At 71.1% G+C, this 19,470-nt stretch carries 20 protein-coding genes; 12 read left to right on the forward strand and 8 right to left on the reverse strand.

Going from position 1 to position 19,470, the window contains the following annotated elements; translation table 11 throughout:
* Position 1 precedes the first annotated feature (1 nt).
* The 9 genes from trbE to DJ017_RS10560 are packed head-to-tail and all read left to right on the forward strand — an operon-like array spanning position 2 to position 8,037.
* A complete protein-coding gene (gene trbE / locus DJ017_RS10525) occupies positions 2 to 2,449 on the forward strand; it encodes a conjugal transfer protein TrbE (protein WP_111528682.1) in 2,448 nt (815 codons plus the stop codon).
* Positions 2,446 to 3,174: a P-type conjugative transfer protein TrbJ gene (gene trbJ, locus DJ017_RS10530; protein WP_111528683.1), complete on the forward strand. Its 729-nt coding sequence runs from the start codon at positions 2,446 to 2,448 to the stop codon at positions 3,172 to 3,174. The genes trbE and trbJ overlap by 4 nt, the downstream gene beginning before the upstream one ends.
* Entirely contained in the window at positions 3,171 to 3,410 is a 240-nt protein-coding gene (locus tag DJ017_RS20810; RefSeq protein ID WP_227000100.1) for a hypothetical protein, read from the forward strand. Before trbJ ends, DJ017_RS20810 begins: the two co-directional genes overlap by 4 nt.
* Positions 3,391 to 4,542: a P-type conjugative transfer protein TrbL gene (gene trbL, locus DJ017_RS10535; protein WP_227000101.1), complete on the forward strand. Its 1,152-nt coding sequence runs from the start codon at positions 3,391 to 3,393 to the stop codon at positions 4,540 to 4,542. Before DJ017_RS20810 ends, trbL begins: the two co-directional genes overlap by 20 nt.
* Complete coding sequence (gene trbF, locus DJ017_RS10540) at positions 4,539 to 5,225, forward strand: conjugal transfer protein TrbF (protein WP_111528685.1); 687 nt, start codon at positions 4,539 to 4,541, stop codon at positions 5,223 to 5,225. The genes trbL and trbF overlap by 4 nt, the downstream gene beginning before the upstream one ends.
* Entirely contained in the window at positions 5,225 to 6,148 is a 924-nt protein-coding gene (gene trbG / locus DJ017_RS10545; RefSeq protein ID WP_111528686.1) for a P-type conjugative transfer protein TrbG, read from the forward strand. Before trbF ends, trbG begins: the two co-directional genes overlap by 1 nt.
* A 3-nt stretch (positions 6,149 to 6,151) precedes the next feature.
* Positions 6,152 to 7,264 (forward strand): TrbI/VirB10 family protein, encoded by a 1,113-nt coding sequence (locus DJ017_RS10550; RefSeq protein WP_111528687.1) that lies wholly within the window; start codon positions 6,152 to 6,154, stop codon positions 7,262 to 7,264.
* Between the two features lie 8 nt (positions 7,265 to 7,272).
* Complete coding sequence (locus DJ017_RS10555) at positions 7,273 to 7,506, forward strand: DUF2274 domain-containing protein (protein ID WP_111528688.1); 234 nt, start codon at positions 7,273 to 7,275, stop codon at positions 7,504 to 7,506.
* A gap of 39 nt (positions 7,507 to 7,545) precedes the next feature.
* Positions 7,546 to 8,037, forward strand: coding sequence for an SRPBCC family protein (locus tag DJ017_RS10560; RefSeq protein ID WP_111528689.1), 492 nt, complete (start codon positions 7,546 to 7,548; stop codon positions 8,035 to 8,037).
* A 50-nt stretch (positions 8,038 to 8,087) separates the two neighbouring features.
* Here the strand turns inward: DJ017_RS10560 and DJ017_RS10565 are convergent, their stop codons facing one another.
* From DJ017_RS10565 to DJ017_RS10600, 8 genes are all read right to left on the reverse strand, one after another.
* Positions 8,088 to 8,528 carry a copper-binding protein gene (locus DJ017_RS10565; protein ID WP_111528690.1) on the reverse strand — a complete coding sequence of 147 codons (441 nt, stop codon included), beginning with the start codon at positions 8,526 to 8,528 and terminating at the stop codon, positions 8,088 to 8,090.
* Positions 8,515 to 11,676, reverse strand: a complete 3,162-nt coding sequence (locus DJ017_RS10570) for an efflux RND transporter permease subunit (RefSeq protein WP_111528691.1) — start codon at positions 11,674 to 11,676, stop codon at positions 8,515 to 8,517. Before DJ017_RS10570 ends, DJ017_RS10565 begins: the two co-directional genes overlap by 14 nt.
* Positions 11,673 to 13,160, reverse strand: a complete 1,488-nt coding sequence (locus DJ017_RS10575; RefSeq protein WP_111528692.1) for an efflux RND transporter periplasmic adaptor subunit — start codon at positions 13,158 to 13,160, stop codon at positions 11,673 to 11,675. Before DJ017_RS10575 ends, DJ017_RS10570 begins: the two co-directional genes overlap by 4 nt.
* Entirely contained in the window at positions 13,157 to 14,386 is a 1,230-nt protein-coding gene (locus DJ017_RS10580) for a TolC family protein (RefSeq protein ID WP_111530050.1), read from the reverse strand. Before DJ017_RS10580 ends, DJ017_RS10575 begins: the two co-directional genes overlap by 4 nt.
* Before the next feature lie 115 nt (positions 14,387 to 14,501).
* Positions 14,502 to 14,792: a hypothetical protein gene (locus DJ017_RS10585; RefSeq protein ID WP_111528693.1), complete on the reverse strand. Its 291-nt coding sequence runs from the start codon at positions 14,790 to 14,792 to the stop codon at positions 14,502 to 14,504.
* Positions 14,793 to 14,890: 98 nt separating this feature from the next.
* Positions 14,891 to 15,268: a hypothetical protein gene (locus DJ017_RS10590; RefSeq protein ID WP_111528694.1), complete on the reverse strand. Its 378-nt coding sequence runs from the start codon at positions 15,266 to 15,268 to the stop codon at positions 14,891 to 14,893.
* Between the two features lie 89 nt (positions 15,269 to 15,357).
* The gene (locus tag DJ017_RS10595; protein WP_111528695.1) at positions 15,358 to 15,837 is read right to left on the reverse strand and encodes a Fur family transcriptional regulator; all 480 of its coding nucleotides are present in this window, start codon (positions 15,835 to 15,837) and stop codon (positions 15,358 to 15,360) included.
* Positions 15,834 to 16,280, reverse strand: coding sequence for a MerR family transcriptional regulator (locus DJ017_RS10600; RefSeq protein WP_111528696.1), 447 nt, complete (start codon positions 16,278 to 16,280; stop codon positions 15,834 to 15,836). The genes DJ017_RS10595 and DJ017_RS10600 overlap by 4 nt, the downstream gene beginning before the upstream one ends.
* A 233-nt stretch (positions 16,281 to 16,513) precedes the next feature.
* Between DJ017_RS10600 and DJ017_RS20095 the strand changes: the two genes are divergently transcribed.
* The 3 genes from DJ017_RS20095 to DJ017_RS10610 all read left to right on the forward strand — a co-directional run bounded on the left by DJ017_RS20095 (position 16,514) and on the right by DJ017_RS10610 (position 19,455).
* Positions 16,514 to 16,960 carry a hypothetical protein gene (locus DJ017_RS20095; protein ID WP_165830597.1) on the forward strand — a complete coding sequence of 149 codons (447 nt, stop codon included), beginning with the start codon at positions 16,514 to 16,516 and terminating at the stop codon, positions 16,958 to 16,960.
* Positions 16,961 to 17,023: 63 nt separating this feature from the next.
* On the forward strand, positions 17,024 to 18,286 hold the full coding sequence (locus tag DJ017_RS10605; RefSeq protein ID WP_111528697.1) for a TolC family protein: 1,263 nt from the start codon (positions 17,024 to 17,026) through the stop codon (positions 18,284 to 18,286).
* Complete coding sequence (locus tag DJ017_RS10610; RefSeq protein ID WP_111528698.1) at positions 18,283 to 19,455, forward strand: efflux RND transporter periplasmic adaptor subunit; 1,173 nt, start codon at positions 18,283 to 18,285, stop codon at positions 19,453 to 19,455. The genes DJ017_RS10605 and DJ017_RS10610 overlap by 4 nt, the downstream gene beginning before the upstream one ends.
* Positions 19,456 to 19,470: the final 15 nt, after the last annotated feature.

Below are 19,470 nucleotides of genomic sequence, written 5' to 3' on the forward strand. Positions count from 1 at the left end.
CATGTTGAACCTGAGCGAATATCGTCGCCGCCCGGCGCACCTGGCCGACTTCCTTCCGTGGGCCGCCTTGGTCGCGCCGGGCGTGGTGCTGAACAAGGATGGCGCCTTTCAGCGCACGGCCCGGTTCCGCGGGCCGGACCTGGATTCGGCGACCCCGGCCGAGCTCGTCGCCGCCGCCGGCCGGCTGAACAGCGCGCTTCGCCGGCTGGGGTCTGGCTGGGCGCTTTTCGTGGAGGCGCAGCGCAATCCCTCCGAGCTCTATCCGCTCAGCGATTTCCCCGATCCGGTTTCGGCCCTGGTGGACGAGGAGCGCCGCGCCGACTTCGAGGCGCGGGGCGCCCACTTCGAGAGCGCCTACTTCCTGACCTTCCTCTATCTTCCGCCCGGCGAGCCGAGCGCGCGGGCCGAAACCTGGCTCTACGAGGGCCGCGAACGGCGCGGCGTCGACTGGCGCGAGGTCCTCGCCGGCTTCGTCGACCGCACCGACCGGGTGCTCGCCCTGCTCGAGGGGTTCGTGCCCGAGGCCGCCTGGCTCTCCGACGCCGAGACCCTGACCTACCTGCATTCGACGGTCTCCACCCGCCGCCATCGGGTCGGCGCGCCGGACACCCCGATGCATCTCGACGTGCTCCTGGCCGATCAGCCACTGACTGGCGGGCTCGAGCCCCGGCTGGGGGCGGCCCACCTCAGAATCCTGACCATAAATGGTTTTCCGTCAACGACTTGGCCGGGACTCCTCGACGAGCTGAACAGGCTCGCATTTCCCTATCGCTGGACCACCCGGGCCATCTGTCTCGACAAGGTCGAGGCCGCCAGGCTGCTCGCCCGCATCCGCCGCCAGTGGTTCGCCAAGCGCAAGGGAGTCGCGGCGATCCTCAAGGAGGTGCTGACCAACGAGGCCGCGGCGCTGGTCGACACCGACGCCCAGAACAAGGCGGCCGACGCCGACGAGGCGCTGCAGGATCTCGGGTCCGACGTGGTGGGCCACGCCTTCGTCACCGCCACCGTCTGCGTCTGGGACGAGAACCCCGCCACCGCCGACGCTAAGCTCCGCCTGGTCGAGAAGGCCATCCAGGGCCGTGACTTCACCTGCATGGTGGAGACCCTCAACGCCGTGGAGGCCTGGCTCGGCGGGCTGCCGGGGCACGCCTACGCCAATGTGCGCCAGCCGCCGATCTCCACCCTGAACCTCGCCCACATGATCCCGCTCTCGGCGGTTTGGTCGGGCGAGCCGCGCAATGCGCATTTGAACGGCCCGCCGCTGTTATACGCCAAGACCGAGGGCTCCACGCCGTTCCGCTTCTCCACCCACGTGGGCGACGTCGGCCACACCATGGTGGTGGGCCCGACCGGGGCCGGGAAGAGCGTGCTCCTGGCGCTGATGGCGCTGCAGTTTCGGCGCTACCCGGGCGCCCAGGTCTTCGCCTTTGACTTCGGCGGCTCGATCCGCGCGGCGGCGCTCGCCATGGGCGGCGACTTTCATGACCTCGGCGGGGCGCTGGGGGAGGCGGCGGAAGCGGGCGTGGCCCTGCAGCCCCTGGCGAAGATCGATGCGCCCACCGAGCGGGCCTGGGCCGCCGAGTGGCTGGCCGGGCTGCTCGGGCGCGAAGGCGTGGAGATGACTCCCGAGCTGAAGCAGCATCTCTGGACGGCGCTCGGCTCGCTCGCCTCGGCGCCCGCGTCGCAGCGCACCCTGACAGGCCTCGCCGTGCTGCTGCAGGCCAATGCGCTGAAGCTCGCGCTGCAGCCCTATACGGTCGCCGGGCCCTGGGGCCGGCTGCTCGACGCCGAGGCCGAGCGGATCGGTTCGGCCGAGGTGCAGGCGTTCGAGACCGAAGGCCTGGTGGGCTCGGCGGCCGCCCCGGCCGTGCTGGCCTACCTCTTCCATCGCCTCGAACAGCGGCTCAACGGTCGTCCGACCCTGGTGATCGTCGACGAGGGCTGGCTGGCGCTCGACGACGCCACCTTCGGCGCGCAGCTTCGCGAATGGCTGAAGACCCTGCGCAAGAAGAACGCGGCGGTGGTCTTCGCCACCCAGTCGCTGGCCGACATCGAGTCGAGCGCGATCGCGGCCTCGATCGTGGAGAGCTGCCCGACGCGGATCTTCCTGCCCAATGACCGCGCTCAGGAGCCGCAGATCGCCGCGAGCTACGCCCGCTTCGGGCTTAACGGGCGGCAGATCGAGATCCTCAGCCAGGCGACCGCCAAGCGCGACTATTACTGCCAGTCCCGCCGCGGCAACCGGCTCTTCGAGCTGGGGCTGGGGCCGGTGGCCTTGGCGTTCTGCGCGGCCTCCTCCCGAACGGATCAGGGGGCGATCGCCGAGATCCTGACACGCCACGGCGCGGACGGATTCGCCGCCGCCTGGCTCGAGCATCGCGGGCTGCCCTGGGCGGCGGACCTGCTGCGGCTTCCTCACGCGCAAGCCCGTCGGGAGCTGGTCCCATGAGACCCCGCGCCGCCCAATTGGTCGCCACGATGGCGGCGGCCTTCCTGATGCAGGCTGGATCGGCCTCGGCCCAGCTCACCGTCTACGACCCGAGCAACTACGCCTCCAACGTGCTGCAGGCGGCGCGCGCGCTGGAGCAGATCAACAACCAGGTGCGAAGCCTGCAGAACCAGGCGCTCAGCCTCTCCAACCAGGCGCGCAACCTCGCCCAGCTGCCCTATTCGTCGCTGCAGACGCTGCAGGGCGACCTGGGCCGCATCACTCAGCTGACGCAACGGGCGCGCGGGCTCGCCTACGACGTCCAGGCGATCGACCGGGCGTTCGCCCGGGACTACGCCGTCCAGCCGGGGAGCTCGGACGCGAGCCTCGTTGCCGCCGCCCAGACACGCTGGTCGAACGCCTCGGCGGCGTTCGAAGACTCGCTGCAGATGCAGGCTGGCGTGATCTCCGGCCTGCCCGCCTCGCGCGGGGTGATGAGCTCGCTGGTCGGCGCGAGTCAGGGGGCGACCGGCATCCTGCAGGCCACACAGGCGGGCAACCAGCTGCTCGCCCTGCAGTCCCAGCAGCTGGCCGATCTCACGGCGGTGGTGGCCGCGCAAGGTCGGGCCGCGGCGCTGGAGCAGGCCGACCGCGCGGCGAGCCGGGCCCAGGCGCAAGAGCAGTTTCGCAGGTTCATGGATCGGGGGCAGGGTTACCAGCCCCGATCCGTGGAGATCTTCCGATGAACCGCCTGACCTTCACCGCTGTCGTCTCGGCCGCGCTCGTCCTCAGCGCCTGTGATCAATCGCGAGCGACGAACCATGAGAGCGAACCGGCGCATGCCGCGTCTGCGGGCGATGTCGATCGCTGTTCGAAGGGCGGAATGGCCGCGGCCAACGACCCGACCTGCAAGGCCGCAAGTGATCAGCGCTTCCGCGAGTTCCTCGACGGAGGGGGCGACCGTGAACACCGGAATCGCTGACCAATTCCTCGACGTCTTCAGCCGCTACATCGACTCCGGCTTCGGGCTGCTGGGGGGCGAGGTGGGCTTCCTCGCCTCCACCCTGGTCGCGATCGACGTCACGCTCGCAGCGCTCTTCTGGACCTGGTCTGCGGGCGACGACATCCTCGCCCGCCTGATCAAGAAGACCCTCTACGTCGGGTTCTTCGCCTTCCTGCTGTCGAACTTCAACGGGCTCGCCCGGATCCTCTTCGAGTCCTTTTCCGGGCTTGGGCTCAAAGCTGCCGGCGGAAGCCTGTCGCCGTCGGACTTTCTTCATCCGGGCAAGCTCGCTCAGGCGGGCATCGATGCGGGGAAGCCGCTCCTTGAGCAAGCGCAGCAGCTCTGCGGTTTCCCGGGGTTTTTCAACAACTTTCCGTACATTCTTGTGCTTGTTTTCGCGTGGCTGGTCGTTCTCGTCGCCTTCTTCGTGTTGGCGGTGCAGCTGTTCGTCACGCTGATCGAGTTCAAGCTGACGACGCTGGCGGGCTTCGTGCTCGTTCCCTTCGGCCTGTTCGGCAAGACCGCCTTCCTCGCCGAGCGCGTGCTGGGCAATGTCATGGCCTCGGGCGTGAAGGTCCTGGTGCTCGCCGTCATCGTCGGCATCGGCTCGACCCTCTTCGGCGCCTTCATCCAGGACTTCGGCGGCCAGCAGCCCAACCTCGAGCAGGTGTTGTCGCTGGCGCTCGGCGCGCTCTGCCTGCTGGGCCTCGGCATCTTCGGCCCGGCGATCGCCAATGGTCTGGTGTCCGGCGGGCCGCAACTCGGCGCCGGCGCCGCCGTCGGCGCGGGGCTGGCGGCTGGCGGCCTCGTGGGCGCAGGCGCGCTCGGCGCGCGCGCGGCGATCGGCGCGGGCGTGGGCGGCGCGCGCACGGTGATCGCCAAGGTCCGCGGTTCGCGTCCTGGTCCCACGGGCTCCGACGACGGCGGCTGGCGGCCTCCCCCGACGGGTGGCGGAGGCGCGCCCGCGGCCGGCGGCGCGCCGGCCTGGGCGCGGCAGTATCGCCGCCGCCAGGAGGCCGCGCACGCGGCGAGCACCGCCACGCACGCCTTGCGCGCTGGCGATCATGCCGGCGCCGGGACTTCCGTTTCGCTCGCAGAGGACCGGTCATGAACGTCTTCACCCGACCCGGCGCCCGGTATGGCGCGACACCCGCCCTCGACACGCCCTATCAGCGCGCCGCTCAAGCCTGGGACGAGCGGATCGGCTCGGCCCGCGTGCAGGCCCGCAACTGGCGGCTGATGGCGTTCGGAAGCTTCGCCTTGTCGGCAGGGCTGGCGGCCGCCCTGGTCTGGCAAACGGCGCGGGGGTCAGTGACGCCGTGGGTCGTGCAGGTGGACCGTCTGGGGCAGGCCCAGGCCGTCGCCCCGGCGATGACGGGCTACAAGCCCACCGATCCGCAGATCGCCTGGCACCTGGCGCGCTTCATCGAAGACGTGCGCGCGATTCCCGCCGATCCGGTCGTGGTGCGCCAGAACTGGCTCCGCGCCTATGACTACACGACGGACCGGGGGGCGACCGCGCTGAACGACTACGCCCGGGTCAATGACCCCTTCAGCCAGGTCGGCAAGGCTCAGGTGGCGATCGATGTCTCCAGCGTCATCCGCGCCTCGCCGGACAGCTTCCGCATCGCCTGGGTGGAGCGCCGCTATGTCGACGGCGCCCTGGCCTCGACCGAGCACTGGTCCGCCATCCTGACGATCGTCCTGCAGCCGCCGCGCGACGCCGAGGCGCTGCGCAAGAATCCGCTCGGCGTGTTCGTGCACGCGCTCAACTGGTCGCGGGAGGTGGGCTGATGCGTAGGCTTCGCCTCTCGACCGGCCTGGCGGCCGCCTTGCTCGCCAGCGGCTGTGCGCTGGCGCGGCCGGCGCCGCCGCCCAAGTCGGCGCTCGCCGCGCGGCCGACGCCAGCGCCCAGCGTTCCCCTCAAGCTCGCCTCGACGCCGGTTCCCAATCCGCCTGAGCCCGCCGCCTCGAAGGCCCGCCCAAGGCGGGGCGCCAGCGATCCCGCGACTCGGCGCGTTCGGTCGGGACGGCCCGGTCCTCCCAACGCCGAGCAGATCTACACCTTCGCCGAGGGGGCGCTCTACGAGGTCGAGGCCGCCCCTGGGCGGATCACCGACATCATGCTGCAGCCGGGCGAGGGCCTGTCCGCCACCGGGCCGGTCGCCGCCGGCGACACCGTCCGCTGGGTGATCGGCGATTCGCTGAGCGGGGCCGGCGCGACCGCGCGGGTGCATGTCCTGGTGAAGCCCACACGGCCGGGCCTGCAGACCAATCTCATCGTCAACACGGACCGGCGGACCTACCGGATCGAGCTGCGCGCCACGCGCGGCCCCTACATGCCGAGCGTCGCCTGGCGCTATCCGCAGGACGAGGCGGCCGTCAAAGCCGCGGCGGTGGAGCGGTTCGCCACACCATCGATCGCCGTCGAGGCGCTGAACTTCGGCTACCGCATCAGCGGGGACCGGACGCCCTGGCGGCCGCTCCGCGTTTTCGACGATGGTCGCCAGACCTTCATCGAATTTCCGCCGAATGTCGCCCAGAGCGACCTGCCGCCGCTCTTCATCGCCGGCGCAGACGGGCGCGGCGACGAGCTTGTGAACTACCGCGTGGTCGGCCGGCGCATGGTGCTCGACCGGCTGTTCGCCCGCGCCGAGCTGCGTCTCGGGGCGGGTCGCCATCAGGCGCGGGTTCGGATCGACCGGATCGGAGCGTGAGCCATGTCCGCCGCCGCTCATCCTCGGGAGCGCGAGATCGCCGCAGACCTGCGCCTGCGCGCCGCCCGGCCGCCGGTCGCGCGGCTCTCCCGAAAGGTGCTCCTGGTCGGCACGGCGACAGCCTGCGTCGCGATCGCCGGGGCCGTCGCCTACGCCATGGCCGCGCGGCCGGGCGCGGCCTCGCGCCCGGAGCTCTACGCCGTGGGCGGACCGCCCCCTGAACGCCTGGCTGCCTTGCCCGCCGACTACGCCGCGGCGCCCAAGCTTGGCCCGCCGCTGCCCGGGGACCTCGGCAAGCCTATTCTGGCCGCGGGCGCGCCAGCCCCGACGATGGGCGCCGCGCCCAGCGCTTCGCCGGAACAGCAGCGCCTGGTGCAGGAAGGCGAGGCGGCGCGGACAAGCCGCCTGTTCGCCAACGAGGCGGAGCTGCGGGCAGATCCCTCGCCCAGCAACGTCGGCGGCGAGCCCGTGGTCGGACAGGGCGCCCGGGCCGTCTTGGACGGCCCGGTCGACCGCCGAACGGTCAGTCCGGATCGGTTGTCGGCGCCGGCCTCGCCATATCTCTTACAGGCCGGCTCCGTCATCCCCGCCGCGCTGGTCAGCGGCATCCGCTCGGATCTGCCCGGCCAGGTGCTGGGGCAGGTCACGCAGGACGTGTTCGACAGCGTCACCGGCCGCTTCCTGCTGATCCCGCAGGGCTCCAAGCTCATCGGCCTATACGACAGCCAGATCGCCAATGGTCAGCGGCGGGTGCTGCTCGCCTGGACTCGGCTGATCCTGCCGAACGGCAAGTCCCTGGTGCTGGAGAAGCTCCCTGCCGGGGATGCGGCGGGATACGCCGGCCTCGAGGATCAGGTCGACCGGCATTGGGGCGCGTTGTTCGGGGCCGCCACGCTGTCCACCATCCTCGGCGTCGGGGCGGAACTCGGCGCGGGGTACAGGGACAGCGCCATCCTCCGCGCCTTGCGCCTTGGCACGTCCGACACCTTCAACCAGGTCGGCCAGCAGGCCGTCGGCCGCGCGCTCAGCATTCCACCGACCCTGACGATCCGGCCAGGAATGCCGGTCCGGGTGCTGGTGGCGAAAGATCTTGTCCTGGAACCCTACAGCGGATGAGGCGCCCTATGTCGAAGCTCAAGCTCGCCGAACTGCAGGACGACACACCTGTGAAGCTCACGATCGAGCTGCCCGGCCCCGTGCACCGGGACCTGGTCGCCTACGCCGAGGCGCTCAGCGGAGAGGGCGGCCCGCGCATGGAGCCGGCCAGGCTCGTGGTTCCGATGCTGGCGCGCTTCATGAGCACCGACCGGGTGTTCGCCCGCCTGAAACGGGCGCCTGCGCAGTCCTCGCGTCGGTGATAGCCTCAAACGGCTGCTGCTCGATCGAGGAGCGCCGTCGTGGCGCGCAGGCACCAACGCACGGTCGATGTCACCGCCTCGCCGGAACGACTCTTCGCGCGACTCGACGACCAGACGCGGCTTGCCGAGCACATGGCGAGGCCGTCGGTGATGATGGGCGGCGGCCGCATGACCTACAATTTCGACACAGCGCGCGGGCAGGCGGTCGGGTCGCACATTAAAATGGGCGGCTCGGCATTCGGCATTCCGTTGTTCGTGGACGAGGTCGTCGTCGAGCGCGTCCCGCCAATCCACAAGTCCTGGCGGACTGAAGGGCCGGTGCGCCTGATCGTCATCGGCGCGTACGCAATGGGCTTTGCGATCGCGCTGGCCGGCGAGGGTGCGCGCCTGACGGTATGGATCGAGTATGCGCTGCCAGGCGGAGCATTCGGCCGGTTCGCCGCGCCGTTCGCGGCGATCTATGCGCGCTTGTGCGTGGGCCAGATGGCCAGAGACGCAGCGGATCACTTCTCACCCCGCGGCTCGGCCTGAGTGTGGAACTGGGGGGCGGCCGAGGGTGAGCCCCGGCCACCCGGACGAGATCAGGGCTTGCGGATCGCCGTCACCTCGTTGTCCTGACCCTGGACCTTCACGTCGAAGCTGACCTTGTCGCCAACTTTTACCTGGTCGACGAGCGCGGCCGGGTTGGCCTTGAATGTCATCGTCATCGCCGGCCATTTCACGCCGGGGATGGGGCCGTGCTTCAGCGTGATGGTCCCGGCAGTCTTGTCGACGGCTTTCACCTCGCCTTCGCCGGTTCCGGTCATCGCGGGCCCGCTCATCTGCATGGTCGACATGTTCCCGGAGGCGGGCGCGGCGCTGTTGGTCGCCACGGCGCTCGAGGCCATGCTGTTCGTGGCCGCCGCGTCGCCGCCAGCCGCAGTCGGTTCGGCAGGGGCCGGGGCTGCGGCCTCCTTCTTGCCGCAGGCGGCGAGCGCGGCCGCAAGGCCGAGCGCGACGAGGGTCAGGTTAGGGCGCTTCATGGTCTTCTCCTTGAGTGAAGCGGTTTGGTGTTAGCGAGCGCCGCCGCCGCATCAGCAGGTACGCGGCGGGAACGACGAACATCGAGAGCAGCGGGGCGGTGAGCATGCCGCCGATCATCGGGGCGGCGATCCGGCTCATGACCTCCGAACCGGCCCCATGGCCGACGAGGATGGGCGCGAGGCCGGCGAGGATCACGGCGACGGTCATGGCTTTCGGCCGCACCCTCAGCAGCGCGCCTTCGCGCACGGCCTCGGCGACCTGCTCGTCCGAAGGGTTCGGCCCGCGGGCCTTCAGGGCGGCCTTCAGGTAGATGAGCATCACCACGCCGAACTCGGCGGCGACGCCGGCGAGCGCGATGAGACCCACGCCGGTGGCGACCGACTGGTGGTAGCCCAGGAGGTAGAGCGTCCAGATCGCGCCGGTGAGCGCAAAGGGCAGGGTGGCCATGATCAACGCCGCCTCGTCGAGGCGGTCGAAGGTCATGAAGAGCAGGACGAAGATGATTAGCAGCGTCGCCGGCACGACCAGCTTCAGCCGCTCGACGGCCCGCTGCAGGTACTCGAACTGGCCGGAGTAGGTGACCGAGACCCCGGGCGCGAGCTTGACCCTGTCGGCGACCGCCTTCTGAAGGTCGCCTACGACCGAGGCGAGGTCGCGGCCGCGCACGTCGACATAGACCCAGGTGGAAGGTCGGCCGTTCTCGGTCTTCAGCATCGGCGGCCCGTCGGCGATCCGGACGTTCGCCACCGTCCCCAGCGTGATCTGCTGGCCGGAAGGCGTCAGGATCGGCAGCTGCCTGAGGCCCTCCAGGCTGTCGCGGATCTCCCGCGGATAGCGGACGCTGATCGGGTAGCGCGCCAGGCCTTCGACCGTTTGGCCGACGGTCTCGCCGCCGATCGCGCCGGAGACGATGTCCTGCACATCGGCGATGTTGAGGCCGTAGCGGGCGGCCGCCGCCCGATCGATGTCGACGTCCACATAGCGGCCGCCGGTCAGCCGCTCGGCCAGGGCCGATGAGACGCCCGGCACCGTCTTGGCCACCGCCTCGACGTCGTGGGCGATGCGGTCGATCTCGGCCAGGTCCTGGCCGGAGACCTTTACCCCGATCGGGCTCTTGATGCCGGTGGCCAGCATGTCGATCCGGTTGCGGATCGGCGGCACCCAGACGTTGGCCAAGCCGGGGACCCTGACCGTCCGGTCCAGGTCCTCGACCAGCTTCTCCGGCGTCATGCCCGGCCGCCACTGGTCGCGCGGCTTGAACTGGATGGTGGTCTCGAACATCTCCAGCGGCGCGGGATCGGTCGCCGTCTCGGCGCGTCCCGCCTTGCCGAAGACGCTCTGCACCTCCGGCACGGTCTTGATCAGCCGGTCGGTCTGCTGAAGGAGCTCGCCCGCCTTCTGGGCGGAGATCCCCGGCAGGGCCGAGGGCATATAGAGCAGGTCGCCCTCATCGAGCTGCGGCATGAACTCGCCGCCCAGGCGGCTGAGCGGCCAGGCCGTCGTGGCGAAGGCGAGAAGCGCGATCAGCAGGGTGGTCCGGGGCCGGCGCATCACCCAGTCGAGGGCCGGGCGGTAGGCGGCGGCGAGCCAGCGGTTCAGCGGAATATCCGCCTCGGCCGGAATGCGGCCACGGATCAGCCAGCCCATCAGCACGGGGACCAGGGTGACGGAGAGGATGGCCGCGCCGGCCATGGCGTAGGTCTTGGTGAAGGCCAACGGGCCGAAGAGGCGACCCTCCTGGCCCTGCAGGCTGAACACCGGCACGAAGGACAGGGTGATGATCACCAGGCTGAAGAACAGGGCGGGGCCCACCTCGGCCGCCGCTTCGGTGACCGCCCGCCAATGCGCCTGGCCCTTGAGGTGCTCGCCGTGGTGCTGGACGCCGTAACGCTCGAGCTTCTTGTGGGCGTTCTCGATCATCACCACGGCGGCGTCGACCATGGCGCCGATGGCGATGGCGATGCCGCCGAGCGACATGATGTTGGCGTTCACACCCTGCAGGCGCATGACGATCAGCGCAAAGAGCACGCCAAGGGGCAGGGTAAGGATCGCCACCAGCGCGGAGCGGACGTGCCAGAGGAAGAGCGCGCAGACGACCGCGACGACAACGAACTCCTCGATCAGCTTTTCGCGCAGGTTGCCGATCGCCCGATCGATCAGCTGCGAGCGGTCATAGGTCGGAACGATCTCGACGCCGGCCGGCAGGCTCTTCTTCAGCTCGGCCAGCTTGTCCTTCACCGCGGCGATGGTGGCCCGAGCGTTCTTGCCCGAACGCAGGATGACCACGCCGCCAGCCACCTCGCCCTGACCGTCCAGCTCGGCGATGCCGCGCCGCATCTCCGGCCCGACCTGGAGGGTCGCCACATCGCCGAGGCGCACCGGCACGCCGCCGGCGGCGGTCTTCAGGGGCACGGCGCGGAAGTCGTCGAGGTTCTGCAGGTAGCCGCCGGCGCGGACCATGTACTCGGCCTCGCCGAGCTCGAGCACCGAGCCGCCGGTTTCCTGGTTGGCGCGGCCGAGCGCCGCGACCGCCTGCTGCTGGGTGACGCCATAGGCGGCGAGCTTCACCGGGTCGAGCACGACCTGGTACTGCTTGACCATGCCGCCGATCGAGGCGACCTCGGCCACCCCCGGCAGGGTCTTCAGCTCGTAGCGCAGGAACCAGTCCTGCAGTGAGCGCAGCTGCGAGAGGTCGTGGCGGCCGGTGCGGTCGACCAGGGCGTATTCGTAGACCCAGCCGACGCCTGTGGCGTCCGGACCGAGCGCGGGTTTCGCCGTTTCCGGCAACCGGCCCTGCACCTGGTTGAGGTACTCCAGCACGCGCGAGCGGGCCCAGTAGAGGTCGGTGCCGTCCTCGAACAGCACATAGACGAAGCTGTCGCCGAAAAAGGAATAGCCGCGCACCGTCTTGGCGCCGGGCACCGAGAGCATGGTGGTGGCGAGCGGGTAGGTGACCTGGTTCTCGACGATCTGGGGCGCCTGGCCGGGATAGGTCGTGCGGATGATCACCTGGACGTCCGACAGGTCCGGCAGGGCGTCGACCGGCGTGGTGCGCAGGGCGATGAGGCCGCCGGCGAGCAGCGCCAGCGCGCCCAGCACCACGAAGATGCGGTGGCGGACCGAGGCGCGGATAAGGGCGGCGATCACTGGCCGGCTCCCGCGGGGCTGATCCGCCGCACCACGGGGCCCTCGGGCCGCTGTTCGAAGGCGAACGCCGCCCGGTCGCCGACTTTTAGGCCCTTGGCCAAACCGGGCGGGTCGAGCTTGAAGGTCATGGTCATCGCCGGCCAGCCGATCGCCGGCACCGGCTCGTGACTGAAGGTGATCTCGTCGCCCTTGAGCGCCTCGACCCGGCCGCGGGTCTCGTAAAGCGTCGGCTGAGCCTTGGCCGATACGCTGGCGCCTGCCGCGCCCAGCGGCCGCGCCTGGATCCCGGCGAGACTGGCCTCGGAATCGATCAGGAACTGGCCCGAGGCGACGATCTTCTGGCCCTCGCTCAGGCCCGCGAGGATCTCGGTGCGGTCGCCGTCCTCGCGGCCGACCTGAACCTCAGTCGGCTGGAACCGTCCGCCGTCACCCGCGAGCATGACCAGGGACCGCTTGCCGGTGCGGATCACCGCTTCGGACGGCACGACCAGCGCAGGGCGGGCCGTCCCGCCCAGGTGCGCGGTCCCGTACATGCCGGGCCGGAGGCGCCCGTCAGGGTTCGGCAGCTCGATCCGGACCTGGAGCGTGCGGCTTTCGGCCTGCGCCGCCGGCAGGATGGCGCTCACGCGGCCCTTGAAGATCTGTCCGGGAAACGCGGCGAGCTCCACCCGCGCCGGCGCGCCCGTCCGCAGCCGACCGGCCTGCGCCTCCGGCACGGCCGAGGTGAGCCACACGCTCCCCAGCCCCGACACCTGCGCCAGGGTCTGGCCCATGTTCACCGTCATGCCCTGGCGGACGTCCAGGGTCTGGATCGCTCCGCCGATCGGCGTGGTGATGGTGACGACGGTGCGCGTGCGGCCGCTGCGGGCCACGGCCTCGATCAGGGCCTGCGGCATGCCCAGCAGACGCAGCCGTTGCCGGGCGGCCGCCTCCAGCGCCGGGTCGCCGGTGCGGCGGACCGCTAGGTATTCGCTCTGGGCGCCGCCCCAGCTCGGAACCAGAAGGTCGGCGATCGGGGCGCCGGCGCGGACCACGTCGCCCGGCGCGCGGGCGTAGACCCGCTGCACGAAGCCCGCCGCGCGGGCCTGGATGACGGCCAGGTCGCGCTGATTGAACTCGAGCACGCCAGGCGCGGTCAGATCTTCGGCGAAGGTCGCCCGCGCGGCCGTCGCGTAGCGCACGCCGAGGCTCTGCAGCCGCGCCGGATCGATCTGCACGCCGGCCTCGCCCGGGCCCTCGTCGGCGTAGCGAGGGACCAGCTGCATATCCATGAACGGCGACTTGCCCGGCTTGTCGAAGTGCTGGGCCGGGACCATCGGGTCGTACCAGTAGAGGATCTTGCGGCCCGCCCCCGGCGCGGGCGCGGCGGGGGACGGCGACCTCCCGAGGTGGCCAAGACCGTAGCCGGCGACGCCTGCGATGAGCGCGATGGCGGCCGCGCCGAGCGCGAGGCGCGCGCGGGCCGAAGCGGGGAGGGGGCTCATGGCTGGGCGGCCTCGTAGGTGAGATTGATGCGGACCGCGTCGCGGACCACGTCCGCCTCGCGGTCGAGGGCGTCGATGTGGGCCTCCGCCAGCCCGGTGAGGGCCTGCAGCACCTCGGACAGGCTCGCGCTCCCTGCGGCGTAGCTCGATCGCTCCAGGTCGGACTTACGCCGGGCGAGCGGCACAAGCGTCTCTTGCGCCCGCATCAGCCGGTCGTGGTGCATCACATGATCGGCCAGGGCGGCGTCGAGCTGGGCCCGCAGCGCGCGCCGGGTCGCCTCGCGCTCGATCCGCACCCGGCTTGCGGTGTTGGTCTTCGCCGCGATCACCGGGTCCTGTCGGGTGCGCGCGAACAGCGGCAGGCTCACGGTCGCGCCGAGCGAGACCATGTCGCCCCACATCGGATCGCGGTGCTGGTAGGTGAGATCCCAGCCGACGTCCGGTCGCTTCTGCGCCCTGGCCAGCGCCACCTCGGCGTCGGCCTGCCGCTCCAGGGCGTCGTAGGCCAGGAGCTGCGGATGTCGCTCGAGGCCGGCGCGTAGCGCCACCGCATCGACGGTCAGATCGGGCGGGGCGCCGGCGGCCTCGGGTGCGGGATCGCCGGTCCAGCGGGCCAGCTCGGCGCGCGCCTTGGCGACGGCGGCCGTGAGGTCGGCGCGCCGGTCGCCGAGCGTCGCCAGCAGCTGATCGGCTTCCAGCGTTTGGGCGGGGCGCGCGACGCCGGCCGAGAGCTGCGAGGGTGCGGTCTCGCGCATCCGCTTCAGCGCGGTTTCGACCTCGTCCAGCGCCGCGAGCCGCCGCTCGGCGTAATAGAGGTCCACCCAGGCCAACGCCGTGGCCAGGCGCACGTCGCGTCCCTCGACGACCTGGCTGGACTGCGCCGCGCCGATCTCGGCGGCCGCGCGGGCCCGCTCCGCCCTGCGCTTGGCCCCGTTCGGCACGTCCTGCACCACGCCGACCGTGGCCATGGTCATGCTATCCGGCCCGAACCGGCCCGCCGGCGGGCCGGAGATCGGGAAGTTGTCGAGGCCCAGGCGAAGCTTGGGGTCGGGCAGCCGCCCAGCGGCCACCGCCGCGGCGCGCGCGGCGTCGACGTCCCTCGCCTTGGCCTGGAGGCTGGGCGCGGACAGTTCGGCGAGCGCCAGCGCCGCCGCATAGGTCAGGGGGGCCGCGTGGGCTGCGCCGGCGATGAGCGCCGCCGCGGAAGTCAGCCAGAATGGCCGCATGAGCATCTCCTGATGGACGATCTCAGGCTCCAGGAAGCGCCGGCGAGCCTAACCGCTCGCCGGCGCCCCTCGTCCCCGCGGCCAAGGGGATTAGAAGCCGCGGGGTTGGAGCCGCTCAGCTGTTCGGAGAGGTCGCGCCAGATTGGGCGCTGGTCGACAGTTCGGCGCAGCGCTCACGCATGGCCTGCAAGGACATCTTCGCAGGGTCGCAGTCCGCGGCCCGCAGCCGCGCGGCGGCGGACTTCGTCCAGGTCACGCAATGCGTCGTCGGCGGGGCAGCCTTCGCGGGCGTCCAGGTCTGACAGGTGAACCAGCTGTCCGCCTTCGAGGCGGCGAAGGCGGCCGAAGCGGCGAAGGTGAGGCCGAGCGCGACAGCGCTGCCGGCCAGAAGCCTGCGGTAGGTCATGGGATGGCTCCCGAATTGGATCGATCGGTATGCCGGACGGAGTCCGGCCCTGGGGTGTGCGCGAAGGCTCGCGCCTCTGCGGGCAAGCGCCCGCAGGCTCAGGCGATCGGTCTGGGAGGTCGTTCGAGCCGACCGGGCTCGTGGGGCTTCAGGGACGCCAAGCGGGCGACCGGCGGCGCGTCATGGCCAGGCTGGGGGACGAAGGCATGAGGCGCGCTTGGAAGGGCGGCCATCACGCCGCACATCGTCGCGCAGGCCTGGGCGCAGTCGGTGCTCTTGTGCTTGCTCTGGCTGGCGTCTTTGGCGGGGTCACAGCAGGGATCCGCCTTCTGGACGCCGGCCTGAGTCATCCCGGGCATCTCGGTCATCGCCATGCTCATCATGGCGTGGTCGTGACACATGCCCTGGGCCGCCGCGGCGGCGGCCGGGCTGGCCAACAGGCCGATGACGGCCAGGAGGGCGAGGACGAAGCGCATCGGTTTCAGGGTACTGGCCGAACGGCGGATGTCACCTAAATTTGCGGCATTGCCGAAGGCTCGGCGGACGCGTGTTGACGCGAGCACGCTCAGGATGCTCGGCACGCGGGACAGAGGCCGGTGAGCTCCACTGTGGCCGTGCGGACCACGTATCCCCGCGCGCGGGCCTGCTCCCGGACCACGCGATTAAGATCGTTCCGCAACTCTTCGGTTCGCCCGCAGCACTCGCAGATGAGGAACTCGGGAGCATGGTCGGTCTCGGGGTGCTCGCAGGCGACAAAGGCGTTGCGGCTCTCGATCCGATGGACCAGCCCGCGGGCCAGGAGGAATTCGAGCGCACGATAGACGGTAGGGGGCGGCGCGACCTGGCCGGGAGCCTTGTAGGCGGCGATCAGGTCGTAGGCCTTCACCGGTCGTCCGGCTTCGACCAACAGCTGGTAGGTTCGGCGGCGTGGCTCGGTCCAACGCTCGCCATCGCGCTCACAGCGCGATCGCGCGACGTCCAGGCGCTCAGCGAGGGGGCAGGGGCGCGCGTCCGGGGTCTGATGCGGACACCTTGCCGGGGTCACGCGGGAAGTCCGCGCGGGATCGCGTCATGATCATGCGCGCAGAGACCATGATCGGCGAGCGCCTCGATCACACGGCAATCGGCGGCGGGGCCGCAGCAGCCGGCCTCGACCATGCGCTTGAGCTCGCCTCGCAAGGCCTGCAGCTGGCTGATCTTGTGCTCGACCGCTTCGAGCTGTTCGCGGGCGAGGGCGTTAGCCTCATCGCAGGCCCGGTCGGGATGGGCCGCCAGGTCGAGCAGCGTGCGGATGGCCTCGATCGGGAAGCCGAGCTGGCGCGCATGCTTGATGAAGGCGAGCTGACGGACCGCTTCGGCTCGGTAGAGCCGACGGTCGCTAGCGGTGCGTTCAGGCGTCGGCAGGAGCCCGATCTGCTCGTAGAAGCGTATCGTCGGAATCTTAACGTCCGCCGCCTTGGCGAGACGGCCGATGGTGAGCGCTGGCATGGCGGTTCCTTTGGCGCTGAGAATAGTCGCTTGATCCTCTAGTGACTAGAGGATGGAGACTGGTGCTATGGATTCCTGCTCCAGCTTGAAAGCCGACGCCACGGAAGCTTGCGGCTGCCGCCAAGGGGTCGCCTGTGTCGGCTCTCCAGTGGCGCACCGGGCCGCCTCGCGCCGGATCGCGCGTTATCATGTAACGCGTTCCGCCTCAGCGGCCCCGAAGGTATAGGGCGCGAATGGCCGAACTGGCGACCAGAGGCGGGCGAGTGCGCCCCTGCGAACCCGAACGGCCCGGGAGCCGCTTCCCCCGTGGTGCGGCGCGCTGCCTGGTCGCCGTGCTGGTCGTCTGGGGACTGATCCTCAGCTCGGCGATGGTCAATCCGAGGCTCCACCATTTGATCGACGGAGATCCTCTCGATCAGCCGACCGCAAATGCGGTGGTCAGCGGCGCGGACGCGTCTGCTCAAAGCGTCCATGACGTGGCCCGCAAGACCTCCGAGCCCGCCAAGGCGCCGCCTGGCGTGATGTGCTCGGGCCACTGCGCAGCGCATTTCGCAGGAACACTGCCGCCAGTTGTCGCGCAGATTTCGGAGCCGCCTGTGCTTGTCTCGTGGCCGGTGGACCAGGCGCCCTTGCGACCGGAGCGGCGGCCCTTCTCGCTCGAACGCCCCCCTCGCGTCTGAACCTGCCGCTCCACCGCCGCCGTGCGGCGACCCGGATTCTGACTGCAGGGGACAGACGATATCATGATCGCCCATTCGCGCCGGTGCCCGCTTCTCGCGGCCGCGAGCGCTGCTGTGATCCTGGGCGCCTTGGCGTCCGGGCGCAGCGCGGCCGCCGACCCGGCGCCGCCTTTTACAGAGCTTCTGGCCCAGGCCCGGGACCGTGCGCCGCGCCTAGCTGAGGCCGAGTCGTCGGTCCGCCAGGCTGAAGGCCTCGCGCGCCAGGCCGGCGCGCGGCCCAACCCGGAGGCGTCAGTCGAGGTCGAGAACTTCGATCCAAGAGGCCGGGGGGCTGACCAGATCCAGACGACCTTGTCGTTGGGCCAACCGATCGAGCTTGGCGGCAAGCGGCCCGCGCGTATCGCCGCGGGCCGAGCGGCCGTCGACGCGGCCCAGGCCAAGCTCACCCAATCCCGCGCTGATTACGCCTATGACCTGGCGGGCGCATACGCGGAAGCCGAGGTCGCCGATCGGCGGGTGAAGCTCGCCATGGACGCCTTGGGCCTTGCTCAGGAGGACCTGCGCGCAGCGCGCGCCCTTGTCGAGGCCGGCAAGGAGGCGGAGCTGCGCAGCCTGCAGGGGCAGGCGACGGTGACCCAGGCCAAGGCCGAGCTCAGTTCCGCGGAGGCCGACCGCGCGGGCGCGTTCGCACGGCTCAGCGCACTGGCCGGCTCCTCGGCGCCGTTCACCTCGCTCAGCGAGAGCCTGCTGTCGCGGCCATCCCGCCAGCGGCTTCAAACGAACATAGATCCGCTGTCGGTCCCGTCGGTCGTCGCCGCTCAGGCCGAGCGCGAGGCGGTGGCCCGCCGCGTCCGGGTGGAAAAGACCAAGGCGATCCCCGACGTCACAGCGTCGCTCGGCGTGCGGCGGTTCAACGGCGATGGATCGACCGCTCTGGTCGCCGGCGTCTCCGTCCCCATTCCCATCTTCGACCAGAACCGCGGGAACATCAGCGCGGCGCAGGCCGAGCTCGCCGGCGCCGAGGCCCGGCTGGCCTCGGCCCGGCTGGACGCTGAGGCCGACCTTCGGACCGCGCTCTTCAATGTGGACGCGGCCCGGACGCGCGAGGCCGCCGCGGCCGAGGGCGAGCAGACGGCGTCGGAGGCTTATCGCCTGACGCGGATCGCCTACGAGTCCGGCAAGTCCTCCTTGATCGAGCTCAACACCGCCCGGCGGGCCCTGGCCGACGCCCGCACCCAGACCCTCGAAGCCCAACTTGCGCGCGTGCGCGCGGAAGCTGCGCTCGCCCGGCTGCAAGGCCGCGCGCCCTTCGGAGCCGCTCCATGATCCGCAAGTCCTACCCGCTTTCCAGTCGCCGCGGCCTGGTGGCCGGCGCGGCCCTTGTCGTCGCAGCCGGCCTGGGCTTCGCGGCCGCTAAGCTGACAACGCCCAAATCGGCGCCGCCCGAGGCATCTGCCGAGGCGGAGAAGCCGGCGTCCGCAGCTCTCCAACTGGACACGTCCCGGATCGCCGCGTCGGGCGTGAAGGTCGAGCCCGTCTCCGTGGGCGGCCTGGCGTCCGAGATCATGGCTCAGGCCACGGTCGCAGCCGAGCCGGGCGGGCAGGCGGTCCTGACCGCGCGCGCGGCGGGCGCTATCAGCCGGATCACCAAGCGCCTAGGCGACCCGGTACGCGCCGGCGAGGTTCTCGCGCTCGTCGAAAGCCGGGAGGCGTCGCAGATCGCCGCAGCGCGCAGCACCGCGGCGGCGAAGGCCGAGCTCGCGCGCAAGGTCTACGCCCGAGAGCGAAGGCTCTACGAGCAGAAGGTCAGCCCCCGTCAGGACATGGAGACCGCCCAGGCAGAGCTGGCCTCGGCCGAGGCCGAGGCCCGCGCCGCCAACGCCGCAGTGGGCGCCGCCGACGTTTCTCGGGACGGCCGCTACGTCATGGTGGTGAGCCCGATCGGCGGCCGCATCACGGCGACGACCGCGAGCCTCGGCGCCTTCGTGCAGCCGGAGACCGAGCTCTTCCGGGTCGCCGATCCAGCCAAGATCCAGGTGGAGGCCGCGGTGACCGCCGCGGACGCCCAGCGGGTGCAGCCGGGCGACGCCGCCGTGGTCGAGACGGGGTCCGGCGGCACGCGCGTTGCGGTCGTGCGCTCCGTCACGCCCAGCCTCAGCCCGGAGACCCGCTCGGCGACGGTCGTTCTGGCCCTGAAAAGCGGCGGCGGCGGCGCGCTGACGCCTGGGCAGACGGTCCGCGCGCGGATATCCGCGCAGCGCACCACGAGCGGCGGCATCATCGTGCCGGAGGAGGCGGCCCAGACTGTCGAAGGGCGCGACGCCGTCTTCGTCCGCACGCCCAAGGGGTTCCGGGTGCAGCCGGTCACCCTGGGCGCGCGCAGCGGGGGCCGCGTCCAGGTGCTCGCGGGTCTCAAGCCGGGGGACGCCGTCGCGACCCGCAACGCCTTCCTCCTCAAGGCCGAACTCGGCAAGGGCGCGGAGGACGAGGAATGAGCCGGACCCGTAGCG

This window comes from Phenylobacterium soli (assembly GCF_003254475.1).
Classification (GTDB): Bacteria; Pseudomonadota; Alphaproteobacteria; order Caulobacterales; family Caulobacteraceae; genus Phenylobacterium; species Phenylobacterium soli.

What these genes read in the sequence shown, in the direction of transcription:
- trbE (WP_111528682.1), top strand. Translation starts at nt 2, where the DNA reads ATGTTGAACCTGAGCGAATATCGTCGCCGCCCGGCGCACCTGGCCGAC.
- trbJ (WP_111528683.1), top strand. Translation starts at nt 2,446, where the DNA reads ATGAGACCCCGCGCCGCCCAATTGGTCGCCACGATGGCGGCGGCCTTC.
- DJ017_RS20810 (WP_227000100.1), top strand. Translation starts at nt 3,171, where the DNA reads ATGAACCGCCTGACCTTCACCGCTGTCGTCTCGGCCGCGCTCGTCCTC.
- trbF (WP_111528685.1), top strand. Translation starts at nt 4,539, where the DNA reads ATGAACGTCTTCACCCGACCCGGCGCCCGGTATGGCGCGACACCCGCC.
- trbG (WP_111528686.1), top strand. Translation starts at nt 5,225, where the DNA reads ATGCGTAGGCTTCGCCTCTCGACCGGCCTGGCGGCCGCCTTGCTCGCC.
- DJ017_RS10550 (WP_111528687.1), top strand. Translation starts at nt 6,152, where the DNA reads ATGTCCGCCGCCGCTCATCCTCGGGAGCGCGAGATCGCCGCAGACCTG.
- DJ017_RS10555 (WP_111528688.1), top strand. Translation starts at nt 7,273, where the DNA reads ATGTCGAAGCTCAAGCTCGCCGAACTGCAGGACGACACACCTGTGAAG.
- DJ017_RS10565 (WP_111528690.1), bottom strand. Translation starts at nt 8,528, where the DNA reads ATGAAGCGCCCTAACCTGACCCTCGTCGCGCTCGGCCTTGCGGCCGCG.
- DJ017_RS10575 (WP_111528692.1), bottom strand. Translation starts at nt 13,160, where the DNA reads ATGAGCCCCCTCCCCGCTTCGGCCCGCGCGCGCCTCGCGCTCGGCGCG.
- DJ017_RS10580 (WP_111530050.1), bottom strand. Translation starts at nt 14,386, where the DNA reads ATGCGGCCATTCTGGCTGACTTCCGCGGCGGCGCTCATCGCCGGCGCA.
- DJ017_RS10585 (WP_111528693.1), bottom strand. Translation starts at nt 14,792, where the DNA reads ATGACCTACCGCAGGCTTCTGGCCGGCAGCGCTGTCGCGCTCGGCCTC.
- DJ017_RS10590 (WP_111528694.1), bottom strand. Translation starts at nt 15,268, where the DNA reads ATGCGCTTCGTCCTCGCCCTCCTGGCCGTCATCGGCCTGTTGGCCAGC.
- DJ017_RS10600 (WP_111528696.1), bottom strand. Translation starts at nt 16,280, where the DNA reads ATGCCAGCGCTCACCATCGGCCGTCTCGCCAAGGCGGCGGACGTTAAG.
- DJ017_RS20095 (WP_165830597.1), top strand. Translation starts at nt 16,514, where the DNA reads ATGGCCGAACTGGCGACCAGAGGCGGGCGAGTGCGCCCCTGCGAACCC.
- DJ017_RS10605 (WP_111528697.1), top strand. Translation starts at nt 17,024, where the DNA reads ATGATCGCCCATTCGCGCCGGTGCCCGCTTCTCGCGGCCGCGAGCGCT.
- DJ017_RS10610 (WP_111528698.1), top strand. Translation starts at nt 18,283, where the DNA reads ATGATCCGCAAGTCCTACCCGCTTTCCAGTCGCCGCGGCCTGGTGGCC.